The 12,657-nt window shown below is 70.7% G+C and carries 11 protein-coding genes and 1 riboswitch; of the genes, 4 read left to right on the top strand and 7 right to left on the bottom strand.

Going from position 1 to position 12,657, the window contains the following annotated elements; genetic code table 11:
* The first annotated feature begins 24 nt into the window (after positions 1 to 24).
* A riboswitch (glycine riboswitch) is annotated at positions 25 to 123 on the top strand.
* Positions 124 to 307: 184 nt separating this feature from the next.
* Positions 308 to 3,127 (top strand): aminomethyl-transferring glycine dehydrogenase, encoded by a 2,820-nt coding sequence (gene gcvP, locus NAM01S_RS02520; protein ID WP_067778559.1) that lies wholly within the window; start codon positions 308 to 310, stop codon positions 3,125 to 3,127.
* 70 nt (positions 3,128 to 3,197) lie between these two features.
* Here the strand turns inward: gcvP and NAM01S_RS02515 are convergent, their stop codons facing one another.
* Positions 3,198 to 3,779: a TetR/AcrR family transcriptional regulator gene (locus tag NAM01S_RS02515; protein WP_067778556.1), complete on the bottom strand. Its 582-nt coding sequence runs from the start codon at positions 3,777 to 3,779 to the stop codon at positions 3,198 to 3,200.
* Positions 3,780 to 3,839: 60 nt separating this feature from the next.
* Here NAM01S_RS02515 and NAM01S_RS02510 point away from each other — a divergent pair, with 60 nt between their 5' ends.
* Positions 3,840 to 5,327 carry an ABC-F family ATP-binding cassette domain-containing protein gene (locus NAM01S_RS02510; RefSeq protein ID WP_084482349.1) on the top strand — a complete coding sequence of 496 codons (1,488 nt, stop codon included), beginning with the start codon at positions 3,840 to 3,842 and terminating at the stop codon, positions 5,325 to 5,327.
* Complete coding sequence (locus NAM01S_RS02505; RefSeq protein WP_067778553.1) at positions 5,320 to 6,177, top strand: Vgb family protein; 858 nt, start codon at positions 5,320 to 5,322, stop codon at positions 6,175 to 6,177. Before NAM01S_RS02510 ends, NAM01S_RS02505 begins: the two co-directional genes overlap by 8 nt.
* Positions 6,178 to 6,370: 193 nt before the next feature.
* Here NAM01S_RS02505 and NAM01S_RS02500 read toward each other — a convergent pair whose 3' ends face one another.
* The 5 genes from NAM01S_RS02500 to NAM01S_RS02480 form a co-directional block, all read right to left on the bottom strand.
* The gene (locus NAM01S_RS02500; protein WP_253787517.1) at positions 6,371 to 7,987 is read right to left on the bottom strand and encodes a VWA domain-containing protein; all 1,617 of its coding nucleotides are present in this window, start codon (positions 7,985 to 7,987) and stop codon (positions 6,371 to 6,373) included.
* A gap of 190 nt (positions 7,988 to 8,177) precedes the next feature.
* The gene (locus tag NAM01S_RS02495; protein ID WP_067778548.1) at positions 8,178 to 8,450 is read right to left on the bottom strand and encodes a WhiB family transcriptional regulator; all 273 of its coding nucleotides are present in this window, start codon (positions 8,448 to 8,450) and stop codon (positions 8,178 to 8,180) included.
* 24 nt (positions 8,451 to 8,474) lie between these two features.
* Entirely contained in the window at positions 8,475 to 9,020 is a 546-nt protein-coding gene (locus tag NAM01S_RS02490) for an HNH endonuclease (RefSeq protein ID WP_067778547.1), read from the bottom strand.
* Positions 9,021 to 9,409: 389 nt separating this feature from the next.
* Entirely contained in the window at positions 9,410 to 9,955 is a 546-nt protein-coding gene (locus tag NAM01S_RS02485; protein ID WP_067778545.1) for a DM13 domain-containing protein, read from the bottom strand.
* 72 nt (positions 9,956 to 10,027) lie between these two features.
* Positions 10,028 to 11,164, bottom strand: a complete 1,137-nt coding sequence (locus NAM01S_RS02480) for an acyl-CoA dehydrogenase family protein (protein ID WP_067778542.1) — start codon at positions 11,162 to 11,164, stop codon at positions 10,028 to 10,030.
* Between the two features lie 93 nt (positions 11,165 to 11,257).
* On the opposite strand from NAM01S_RS02480, the gene NAM01S_RS02475 reads away from it, so the two are divergent.
* Positions 11,258 to 11,950 (top strand): winged helix-turn-helix transcriptional regulator, encoded by a 693-nt coding sequence (locus NAM01S_RS02475; protein WP_218018321.1) that lies wholly within the window; start codon positions 11,258 to 11,260, stop codon positions 11,948 to 11,950.
* A gap of 91 nt (positions 11,951 to 12,041) precedes the next feature.
* Here the strand turns inward: NAM01S_RS02475 and NAM01S_RS02470 are convergent, their stop codons facing one another.
* Positions 12,042 to 12,620, bottom strand: a complete 579-nt coding sequence (locus tag NAM01S_RS02470; protein ID WP_067778536.1) for a YdcF family protein — start codon at positions 12,618 to 12,620, stop codon at positions 12,042 to 12,044.
* Positions 12,621 to 12,657 lie beyond the last annotated feature (37 nt).

Genomic DNA, 12,657 nt, shown 5'->3' with positions numbered 1-12,657 from the left:
CGGCGACATAAACTGACGGTGCGTCGCCGCCGTGCGGGAGAGTTCCGGTCTCGAACAGACCGGGCGCCGAAGGAGCAGCACCTCCCCGTCAATCTCTCAGGCAACAGGGACCGTACGGGCTTCGGCGCCTCTGGAAAGCGGTGGTCTGCGCACGCGCAGGGCCGCCCGCCCATGGGGAAAGGGAGCCGGCCTCGACCGGGCCGCCCGAATCTCTCAGGCACCACGACAGAGGGGGAGGGCTGGACCCCGTCGACACCGCGTCTACCCATCGACACGGCTCGACCCGCCCGACCTTGGAGCTGCTGCCGTGACTCGATCATTCGCCGACCGTCATATCGGACCCGACCGGGACGAACTATCCCGGATCCTGCCCGTCGTCGGCGTCGGATCGCTGGACGACCTGGCGACCGTCGCGCTGCCCGCCAGCATCCTGGACGACTCCGCGGCCGGGGCGCTCGCCGCGCTGCCGCCCGCCGCCACCGAGCACGAGGTGCTCGCCGAGCTGGCCGCGCTCGCGCACGCCAACACCGTGGCCACCTCGATGATCGGCCTCGGCTACTACGACACCCTCACCCCGCCGGTGCTGGTGCGCAATCTGCTGGAGAACCCGGCCTGGTACACCGCGTACACGCCGTATCAGCCGGAGATCAGCCAGGGCCGCCTCGAGGCGCTGCTCAACTTCCAGACCATGGTCTCGGACCTGACCGGCATGGAAGTCGCCAACGCGTCGATGCTGGACGAGGCCACCGCGGCGGCCGAGGCCATGACGCTGCTGCGCAGGGCGGGCCGGTCGAAGTCGGCGCGGCTGCTCGTCGACGCGGACCTGTTCCCGCAGACCCGCACCGTGCTGGAGACCAGGGCCGAGCCGCTCGGCATCGAGATCGTCGAGGCGGATCTGGCGACCGGCGAGCTGCCCGAGGGCGACTTCTTCGGCGTGCTGCTCCAGGCGCCGGGCGCCTCCGGCCGGATAGTCGACTGGACGGCCGTGATCGCGGCGGCGCACGAGCGTGGCGCGCTGGTCGGGGTCGGCGCGGACCTGCTCGCGATGACGCTGATCACCCCGCCGGGCGAGCAGGGCGCCGACGTCTGTTTCGGCACCACCCAGCGGTTCGGTGTTCCGCTCGGCTTCGGCGGTCCGCACGCCGGTTATCTGGCGGTGCGCGGCCAGTTCGCGCGGCAGTTGCCGGGCAGGCTGGTCGGCGTCTCGGTGGACGCGGACGGCGATCTCGCCTACCGGCTCGCTCTGCAGACCCGCGAGCAGCACATCCGCCGCGAGAAGGCGACCTCGAACATCTGCACCGCCCAGGTGCTGCTGGCCATCGTGGCCGCGATGTACGCCAGCTACCACGGCGCGGACGGACTGCGGGCGATCGCGCGGCGGGTGCACGGGCACGCGGCGGCCATCGCGGCGGGCCTGGACGGCGCCGTCGTGCACGCCACCTCCTTCGACACGGTGCTCGCGCACGTGCCGGGCGGCGCGGAAGCCGTTGTGGCCAAGGCGAAGTCGCGCGGCATCAACTTGCGATTCGTCGACGCCGACCACGTCGCCATCGCCTGCGACGAGGCGACCACCTCGGCGCACGTCGCCGCCGTGCTCGAATCCTTCGGCACCGCACGGTCGCTGGAGGACGCCGCCACCGCACCGGCCACCTCCATCGAGACGCGCACCACCGAGTTCCTGACCCATCCTGCGTTCACCAGCTACCACACCGAGACCGCGATGCTGCGCTACCTGCGGCGGCTGTCCGACAAGGACATCGCGTTGGACCGCAGCATGATTCCGCTCGGTTCGTGCACCATGAAGCTCAACGCGACCGCCGAGATGGAGCCCATCACCTGGCCCGGCTTCGCCAGGGTGCACCCGTACGCGCCGGTCGAGGACGCGCCCGGTCTGCTGAAGGTCGTCGCCGATCTGGAGAACTGGCTCTGCGAGATCACCGGCTACGACTCGGTGAGCCTGCAGCCGAACGCGGGCAGCCAGGGCGAGTACGCCGGACTCCTCGCCATCCGCCGCTACCACCTGGATCGCGGCGACACGCACCGCGACACCTGCCTGATCCCGTCCAGCGCGCACGGCACCAACGCCGCGTCGGCGGCCATGGTCGGTATGCGCGTCGAGGTGGTCAAGTGCCGCGACAACGGTGACGTCGACCTGGACGACCTGCGCGCGAAGATCGCCGACCACGCCGACCGGCTGGCCTGCATCATGATCACCTACCCGTCCACGCACGGCGTGTACGAGCACGAGGTGGCCGAGCTGTGCGCGCTGGTGCACGACGCCGGCGGCCAGGTGTACGTGGACGGCGCGAACCTGAACGCGCTCGTCGGCCTCGCCCGTCCCGGCAAGTTCGGCGGCGACGTCAGCCACCTGAACTTGCACAAGACGTTCTGCATCCCGCACGGCGGCGGCGGTCCGGGCGTCGGTCCGGTGGCGGTGCGCGAGCACCTGGCGAAATACCTGCCCGGCGACCCGCTGGAGCGCGGCTCGCACGCGGTGTCGGCGGCGATGTACGGCTCCGCCTCGATCCTGCCGATCACCTGGGCTTACATCCGGATGATGGGCGCCGAGGGCCTGCGCCGCGCCACCCTCTCGGCCATCGCGTCGGCCAACTATGTGGCGCGCAGGCTGAACGAGCACTTCCCCGTCCTCTACACCGGCGAGAACGGCATGGTCGCCCACGAGTGCATCCTCGACCTGCGCGAGATCACCAAGCGCACCGGCGTCACCGTCGACGATGTGGCGAAGCGCTTGGCGGACTACGGTTTCCACGCGCCGACCATGAGCTTCCCGGTCGCGGGCACGCTGATGGTCGAGCCGACCGAGAGCGAGAACCTCGCCGAGCTGGACGATTTCATCGAGGCGATGATCGCCATCCGCGCCGAGATCGATCAGGTCGGCGCGGGAGTCTGGCCGGTGGAGGACAACCCGCTGCGCGGCGCGCCGCACACGGCGGCCAGCCTGGTCGGCGACTGGGAACACCCCTACAGCCGCGAAACCGCCGTCTACCCAAGGGGTCTCGCGCACGCGCGGGCCAAGGTGTGGCCGCCGGTGCGGCGCATCGACGGCGCGTACGGCGACCGCAACCTGGTGTGCTCCTGCCCGCCGCTGGACGCCTACACCGACTGACACACGACGCGAGCCGCCGTGCCGAGGACAGCTCCTCGACGCGGCGGCTTTCGCGTATTCGGAAGCCTGTTCACAGCGTGCGCGCGACGACGAGGGCCGCGTCGGCCGCCACTCGCGCGTCCTCGGCGGTCACCGGTTCGCGGGAGATGAACAGCCGGTAGAAGATCGGCGCGACGGCGAAGCGGACGATCTGCTCCGCGTCGACGGTGGCCGGGAGTTCGCCGCGATCGACGGCGCGGCGCACGATCTCGGCCGACTGCCGGTGGCGCGCCTGGTAGAAGTCGTGCAGGGCGGTCGCGGCGGCGGGGTTCTGCATGGCCGCGGCGATGAACGCGCTCGCGACCGGACCGGCTTCCTGGTCGGCGAATCCGGTCCGCACCAGGTCGGTCAGCGCGCGCAGGTCGCCTGCGAGCGTGCCGGTGTCCGGAATCGGCCACGGTTCGGCGGCGGCGAGGTCGAGCGCGTCGGCGATCAGTCCCTCCGGGCAGCGCCAGCGGCGGTAGACCGTGGTCTTGTGCACGCCCGAACGCTGGGCCACCGCGTCCACCGATAGTCCCTGGTAGCCGTGTTCGGCGAGTTCCGCGAGGGTGGCCGCGCGCACGGCGTCGCGGACCCGCGCGCTGCGGCCGCCGGGGCGTTTCCGAGTTTCCAAAGACAACTCCTGTTGCGTTTGTGTGGTCGGCTTGCTACCTTAAAGCTACACAAGTAGCGATTGGAGTTCCATCTGACCACCCAACTGACCCTCCGGGGTGTTGCGAAGTCCTATGGCGACCGCCGCGTGCTCGACGGCGTCACGCTCACGATCCGGCCCGGCGAACGGGTCGGCATCGTCGGGGAGAACGGTTCGGGCAAGTCGACATTGCTGCGCCTGATGATCGGGGCCGAGCGCGCCGACGACGGCGTCGTGACCGTCGACGCGCCGGGCGGCATCGGCTATCTCGGTCAGACGCTGGCCGGTGAGACCGTCGCCGACGCCATCGATCTGGCCCTTGCCGAACTGCGCGACCTCGAGCGGCGGATGCGGGAGGCCGCCGCCGCGCAGGACATGGACGCCTACGGCGAGCTGCTCACCGCCTTCGAGGCCAGGGACGGCTACGACGCCGACGCCAGGGTCGACAAGGCGATGCACGGCCTCGGGCTCGCGGGCATCGGGCGCGACCGCGCGGTGGCGAGCCTGTCCGGCGGCGAGCAGGCGCGGCTCGGGCTGGCCTGCCTGCTGGCGGCGTCCCCGGAGATCCTGCTGCTCGACGAGCCGACCAACCACCTCGACGAATCGGCGCTGACCTGGCTGGAGGATCGACTGCGCGCCCATCGCGGCACCGTCGTGGTGGTCTCGCACGACCGGGTCTTCCTGGACCGTGTGGTGACCGCGATCATCGAGGTCGAGCACGGCGGTGTCACCCGGTTCGGCGGCGGCTACACGGGGTTTCTCGCCGAGAAGGCCGCGGCCAGGCAGCGTTGGGAGCAGGCCTACGCGCAGTGGCGGGACGAGATTCGGCGGCTCGAGGAGTTCTCCGCGACCACCGCGCACCGCGTCGCGGCGGGCCGGGTGATGAAGGACAACAACAAGATGGCCTACGACCGCAACGCGGGCCGGGTGCAGAGTTCCATCTCCTCGCGCGTGCGGCAGACGGCCGAGCGGTTGCGCAGATTGACCGACGACCCGGTGCCGGCGCCGCCGAAGCCGCTGCGCTTCCGCGGCAGATTCGGTGCGGCACAGGCGAAGTCGTTCGAGATCGGCCAGCTCACCCTTGGCCCGCGCGACCGGCTGCTGATCGACGGGCCCAACGGCTCGGGCAAGTCGACGCTGCTGGACGCGATCTACGCTCGCACCCCGGGCCGGGTCGGCTACCTGCGCCAGGAGGTCGCGTTCGATCCGACGCAGACCGTCGCACAGGCCTACGGCCACGGCAGGGACGCGCTGGTGGCGACCGGGCTGTTCCACCGGAGCGCGCTCGACGTACCCGTCGGAGCGTTGTCGGAGGGGCAGCGTCGCAGGCTCGCGCTGGCCGGGGTGCTGGCGGGCGAGCACGATCTGCTGCTGCTCGACGAGCCGACCAATCACCTGTCACTGGCGCTGGTGGAGGACCTGGAGCAGGCGCTCGGTGAGTATCCGGGCGCGGTGGTCGTGGTCAGCCACGACCGGGCGCTGCGCCGCCGGTTCCGTGGCGAACGAAAGGGAGTGCACGAATTTGCCTGAGATCCGCACGACGATCGAGGCGCCTGGCGCGCCGTACGGCGTCACCTTCGACAAGACGGGCACGCTGTGGTTCACGATGGCCGCTCAGGGCTCGGTCGGCCGGTGGACGGGGGAGAGCGTCGAGACCTTCGCCCTCGACCCGGCCGACGGGCAGCCGACGGTGATCGTCGCCGGGCCCGACGACGCGGTCTGGTTCACCGAGTTTCGCGGCAACCGGATCGGCCGGATCGGCGCGGACGGCGCGCTGTCCTTCGTCACCGCCGACGCGCCGTACGGTCTCTGCCTCGGTCCGGACGGCGCGCTCTGGTGCACCGAACTCCAGTCCGGTCACATCGGTCGGCTGTCCGCCGACGGGACGATCACCCGATACCCGGTCGAGGGGATGCCCTCGATGATCACACTGGGCTCCGACGGCGCGCTCTGGTTCACCTTGAACCAGGCCAACGCCATCGGACGGGTCACCACGGACGGCGCGATCACCACGTATCCGCTGCCGACCGAACAAGCGAACCCGGTCGGCATCACCGCCGGTCCCGACGGCGCGCTGTGGTTCGTCGAGATCGGCGCGGGACAGATCGGCCGCATCACCGTCGACGGCGCGATCGAGGAGTTCCCGCTACCGGATCGTGCTGCGCGTCCGCACGCGATCATCGCGGGATCCGATGGGGCGCTGTGGTTTACGCAGTGGGGGAGCTCCCGGCTCGGCCGGATCACCACCGCGGGGGAGGTCAGCGAACTGGACCTGCCCGGCGCGGAACCGCACGGCCTCGCACTCGGCCCCGACGGCGCGATCTGGGTCGCCATGGAGTCGGGCGCGCTGCTGTGTGTCGCACCGGACGGGCTCGAGTAGTCATCCGATTCGCCTCCGGGCCGGTACAGGTCAGGCCTATTCGCCCGGTCGGCCGAATTCGTCGAGTGCGGCCTTCGCGAATTCGGGCACCGCGCCAGCCGATGTGCTGCCGAGCCGGCTGGCGCTGCCCCCGCTCGCGACCGAAGGCCACCTTCATGACGGGCTGACCTCGGTCGGCCAAGGCGGCGCGAGCCTACGGCGTGGTGAGCGCCTGGACCACCGCGCTGCCGAAGCTGAGATCGTTCGAGGTGGTCAACCGGGTGTAGGTGCCGCCGGTGCGCTGGGCGGCGGTCTGGAGCGTGTCGGTGCCGTTGCCGCCGATCACGATGACGTCGACACGCACCGGGCGGTCCGGGTCGGCGGCCGCCGCGAGATCGGCGAGCAGTTGCGCGCCGGTCACCGAGGAGTCGTCGTCGGGTCCGTCGGTGATGAGCAGCACCGAGTTCGTCCGCCCCTCGGCGTAGCCGTTCACGGCGCTGCGGTAGGCGGCGAGCAGGGCGGGATAGGCCTGGTCGGGCCGTGCCTCGGTGGCGCGAACGGCGCTCAGCGCGGTGTCGATCGCGGTGCGCTGGTCGTCGGCGAGGGCGGCGGTGCGGGCCTGCACGCGGTACGGGTTGGCGCCGTCGAGGCTCTTGCCGAAGGTCCAGACGCCGAGGCCGAAGTCCGGCGGCATGACGTTCATGGTCGAGCGCAACGCGCCGAGGGTGTTCGCCAGTCGAGTGCTCGCGCCCTCGGCGGTCGACATGGACGCCGACACGTCGAGCAAGACCGTGGAATGCACGCCGAGCACCGGATGCGCGAGGGTGGCCCGCAGCTTGTCCAGCGCGGCGCGCGACGCGCCCGGACCGGTGGGCGGCGGCACCGCGGTGAAGCCCGCGCTGGTGAAGAACGGCGCCTGTTCGGGATTGCGCAGGTAGTCGACGAACAGCCCGGCGATCAGGTTCTGCGTCTGGTCCACCCACGGGCCCGACATGAGCGCTGCGGGATGATCGGCCACCGGCGGGTTGCCCGCTGGGCGGAAGACTGCGACACCGGGCTGCCCGGCTATTTGCTGCTCCGTAGCGGCTACCGCGTGGATGGCGGAGTTCGCGGCATGGGCCGGATCGGCGATCGCGGCGAGCGCTGCGGCGGTGTCGGCGACCTCCGGCGCGCCCGACGCCAAGCCGGAGACCGCGGCGACCACCTGGCCGGACTGCGCGCCGGCGTCGGTCAGCGGCTCCTCGCCTGCCACGGCCGAACCGACCGCGACCGCGGCGGCCAGTGTGGCGTCACCGTCCGGCAGCGCCATGCGCAACCCGCCCCATCCGGACAGACCGAGCTCGCCGAGCGAACCCTGTTGCAGCCGAGGCAGATCGCCCCACGCGACCCGAGCGCCCTCGAGCGCGGCGCGCACCTGTTCGGGCACGCCGAGCGCGATGGGGCTGCCCGCGATCGGACTCGGTTCTCCCGCAACGAGTCCCGGCACCCGCATGATCTCGACGGCACGCGAGGAGTTCGGAATCCACAGTGCGGGTTGCGGTCCCATCGCCGGGTTCCACGCGCCGCCCGCGCGGAACGCCTCGGCCACCTCGGCCGAGGGCCGCGCCGTCACCGAGACGCGCGCGCAGTGATCGCGCACTTGCGGCTCGGTGGCGTTGTACTTGTCGGCGATGGCGCGCACCGGCGCCTCGAGGTCGGGATCGACGGTGACGAACAGCGTCGAAGGCCCCTCCACGCATTCCGCGGCCGCCGCGCTGTCGCGGTCCGCGGCCCGGTCGCGGAACTGGAACCAGGCGAAAACCGCGGCGACGAGTAGCAGGATGGCCACCACTGCGATAACCGGACCTTTGCTGATACCTCGAGATCTGGTCCCGCTGCGATGAGTGCCCACGGCGGTACAGTGTATGGTCACCGCCGGTTCGCCCGCCCGGCGAGTCCACCGGATCGGCGCCCGAAGCGCCCGGCGCATTCTCGACGCACCCGAGCCGCCGACGTCGTCTGCGTCGGCGGCTCGGCGGCGGTTATTCGCGGATGATCCGGCCGCGGTCGAACTCGTGCCCGCCCCACACACCGGACTGGCCGGTGTCGGCGGCGAATTCGGCGCAGGTCGCCCGGATCGGGCAGCTCGCGCAGATGCTCCGCGCGTAGTCGAAGTCCTGCGACGGGTACGGGAACCAGGCCTCGTGGTTCGGGTCGCCGCGGCACGCGGCCCGATGCCACCCTCGGGCGTCCGAGAGCGGGAGCAGGTCGGCGAGCGTGAGCTCGGCACCGGTCGGCGATGTTCGGACGGTCATGGATCCTTACTCCTTTCTCGGTTCTCAGGTGCTCGCCAGCTGCTTCCAGATCTGGCGTTGCCGCTTGGCCAGCGGATCGGGCGCCTTCGGCTGCCACAGCAGCCGCATGCCCGCTTCCTCCGGCGTCCGGTCGGCCTTGAGCGTGTTGCACGGCGCGCACGCCGCGATCAAGTTGCTCCAGGTGTTGGGGCCACCGCGGCTGCGGGGACGGATGTGGTCGACGGTGCGTGCCCAGCCCGCGCAGTAACCGCACCGGTGCGCGTCGCGCCGCAGCACGGCCGCCAGGGTGGCGCGGCTCTCGTCATGCACTCGGGCGGTGTGCTCGATGTAGACGTAGCGCAGCAGTCGAATGGTCTCCGGCAGGGCGATCTCCACGTGCCGCGACCGGATCGGGAAGTGCGGCTCCCGGTCGGCGACGGACTCCGCGGCGCCGCTGATCAGCAGCACGACCGCGCGCTCGGCGGCGACCTCGTCGATCGCCTCGTAGGAGGCGTTCAGCACGAGGACGCCGGTGTGTATCCAGTTGTCGGCGGTCAACGCCGCCGGGTCGGCGGCACGTCGAAACGTCATGGGGCTCACCATGTTTCGTGGAGGAAGTGGAAGATTCGGCGGAGCGCGGCGCCGTCTGCGCGGCAGACTGTCGTCCGGTTCGCGGCGCTCGGTTCGTCTGGTTCGCGGCGCTCTCTCGGGCGGTTCCTCGGGGAACCGGGGAGATCAGCGGTCGGCCTGAAGGTGGCTCGCCGCGATGCTGTCGCGCATGGGCTGTCCGCTTTCGACGGTCGAGAACCGCTGTACGGCTTCGCTGTTCGCCGAATACTTGTTCTTCGGATGCACGGGCCACCTCCTCCTTCCAGGTACTAGCCTGATCGCCCCGCCGGTCGGGGCAATCATCGTGGAATCACATGGTGGCACAGGGAACCCGCGTTTGTCGGGTCATTTTTTCGCGGGTGCGGGACGCCTCAGACAGCGCGCAGGGCGGCCGCGCCGAAGGACACGTTGAACCGATCGCACCAGATCGAGACGCTGGTCAGGGCGGCGAGGTCGGCATCGGCCGGAATGGCGTAGTTCTGGCTGCCCTTGTTGCCCTTGAGTCGTCCCAGATCGACGTGGCGGCCGTCGTCGAAGACGCCCCAGCCGGCCCTGCCTTCCAGCACAGGGGCGTCGGTGAGCCAGACGTGCAGGTCCGGTCCGTCGGAGGTGTCCAGGTCTTCGACCCGCAGCACCCGGCTGCCGTCGGGCAGCCGCAGGACGCTCACCGTGCCCGACGTGCCGTGCTCATGGGAAATGAATGTTCCCGTGGCGATTGTGCGCGGCGGCTGCTCCCCGGTATCGGCCGGCGGCATGCCGCCGGGCGGCCCTGCGGTCGGGACCGCCTCGTTCACGGTGGTGTCGGTGACCAGCCGCCAAGGCTGGAACAGTACGAGCGCCGCGCCGAGAGCGACTACGACGAGCGCCGTGAGTACCCAGGCGATCGGGGATCGAGCGATTTTGCGCACGGACACCATGACTTTCCTTCCCGCGGGCGATTCACGCCGCTGTTCCATCATCACCGAACACGGGCGAAACGTTCACGCGGTTCAGCCGAGCGGGGTGTGTCCGAGCAGAACATGGCCGCTGAAGAGAATCTGCTTGGCGCGCGGCAGCGGATGGAACAGGCAGCCGTGTATATCGCGGTAGCGCATCTCGAGTTCGCTGGAGCGCGAGTAGCCGACGCCGCCGACCGTCTCGATGGCGAGTCGCACGGTCTCGATGAGCGCGTCCGCGGCGACCGTTTTGCGGCTGAGGGTGCGCGCCGCGTAGGCGTCGGTGTTGGCGAACTCGAGGTCGGCCGAGCCGGTGAACATGGCTTCGACCAGATCGGCCGCGGTGGTGTGGGCGTTGGCCAGCTCGCCGACCAACTGCACGATGTGCGGGTCGCCGCGACCGGACACCAAGGCCAACGCGGTGTCGACAGCGCCGTCGGCGATGCCGAGGTAGGCGGCGAGGACGAGCGGCATCGCCGCGCCGATCACCACGTTCAGCAGCGGCGGCCAGACGTCGGCGGGCCGGATCAGCGAGATGGCGGCGTCGGAGACGAACACGTTCTCCAGCACCACCGTGTGCGAACCAGTCGCGCGCAAACCCAAAGTGTCCCAAGTCTTTTCGATACGGACGCCGGGCGCGCTCAGCGGTACCGCGCAGTGCAGCACCTGCGGGCCATCGGGACCTTCCTCGTAGCGGACGCTGGTGACCAGGACGGTGCCGACCTCGCAGCCGCTGGCCGGCGCTTTGCGCGCGTGCACCAGGTAGCCGCCGTCGACCCGCTCGGCGCGGCCGTTGGAGCCGACCCAGTCCGAGGCGCCGGTGCTGACCAGCAGCGCGCCGCCGACCACCTTCTGGAACAGCGGCGTGGCGTCGGCGCCGTGCTTGTGCCGCCAGAGCTGGGTGGCGACCAGGTGCGCGTGCATGGCGAAGGCCACCGCGGTGGACGGGTCGTGGCGGCCGAGTTCGCGCAGCACCTCGCCCATGTCGCGGTGCGTCGCGCCGCCGCCGCCGAACTCGGCGGGTACCAGGGCGGCCGACAGGCCGGTGTCGCGCAACAGGTCGAAGGCGGACGCGGAGATCTCGCCGCTGCGGTCGCGGTCGGCGACCTCGGCGCGCAGGGCCTCGCCGACCGAGCGGGCGCGCTCGATCCAGTCGGTGGTGGTCATTGCGGGGATAGCGGTAGTGGTCATGTTTCGAAGCTACGAAGCCCCGCGATAACCGAATAGTGCAGAAAGTGGACCGACCCGGTCCACGCAATGGACCGCGAGAACGCGAGGTGTGGCGTGACGACAGCGACGGCGAGCTACGGCCAGTACTGCCCGATCTCCCGGGCACTCGACCTGTTGGGTGAGCGATGGTCGCTGCTCATCCTGCGCGACCTGCTGGTCGGAACGACCCGCTTCAACGACTTGGCCCGCGGCCTGCCCGGCCTGTCGCGCACCCTGCTCGCCAAGCGGTTGCGCCAGTTCGAGCGGGCCGGGTTGATCGAGAAGATCGGCGGCCGGTATCTGCTCACCGAGGCAGGTCACGAGCTCGAGCCGATCCTGTTCGGCCTCGGCGCCTGGGGCGCGCGCTGGACCTTCGGCGAACCCGACCCGGACGAGCTCGACGCCGACCTGCTCGTCTGGTGGATGCACACCCGCGTGGACACCTCCTCGTTCCCCGGACTGCGGCAGGTGCTCGCGGTGCGGTTCACCGACGATCCGCGCCGCTACTGGATCGTCGTCGAACGCGGGGCGCCGTCGGTGTGCGTCACCGACCCCGGCTATCCGGTGGACGTCACCATTCGCTCCGACGTCGGCTCGCTCTACCAGGTGTGGTTGGGACGCATCCCGGTCCTGCACGCCCTGCGCACCGGCCGCCTCGAATTCACCGGCCCGCCCGCCCTCACCCGCCGCATGCCGACCGTGCTGCGACTGAGTCCCGTTGCGCCGTATTCGGATTCGCGACCCGAGCTGTCGTCGATATCGGCCTGACCGGTGCCGCCGTCATATCCGTTCGGCGCTGCCGAGTGTCGTGCGGACGTCTCGTCCGAGGAGATGGCGCGAACGGGCACGTGACCGCGTATCACGCCGGGGCGCGGCGGTCCTTCCACAGGCCATAGAGCGCGACGATGGGTTTCAGCGGCATCCACTCGCCGAACCGGTACTCCGCTCCCCGGGCGAGACGCCGCGCCAGCGGCGGGCACTGCCGCGCGAGATAGTGCCGCGCCTTTTCGGCATGGCAGGGGAGAGAGACGATTTTGATCCGATCGACGTCCTCGAGGTACGGGATCGCGAAGGCGATGTTCTCCCAGGTGCTCCGGCTCCGCTCCTCCAGGACGAGCTTGCCGCGGTACCCGCACGATTCGGTGGCGTAGCGAGCCATCAGCTCCGCCTCGGTGTGCGGGCCCGCGCACGCCCCTCCGCACAACACGAGCCTGCTGTCGACCACCGACGGGTCGATGGACCGAAGCCCCGCGCGCACCCGCCACCGGTTCATGGCGTTGGCCCGCGCGCCCGCGTTGCGATAACCCAGCACCACGACCGCCTCGGAGGTTCCCGCAACCGACCCCACGAGTCGGCGAGACGCACGCCAGTTCCGCCACTCGCCCCACAGCATGACGAGCACGAGACCGGCGATAGCGACCTGGAGCCGACTCCACATGGGTCCAGCCAAACACACGCGTCAAGCGGTCGTCGGC

The organism is Nocardia amikacinitolerans NBRC 108937, from assembly GCF_001612615.1.
Lineage (GTDB): Bacteria > Actinomycetota > Actinomycetes > Mycobacteriales > Mycobacteriaceae > Nocardia > Nocardia amikacinitolerans.
This window is presented reverse-complemented; position numbering and strand designations above follow the sequence as displayed.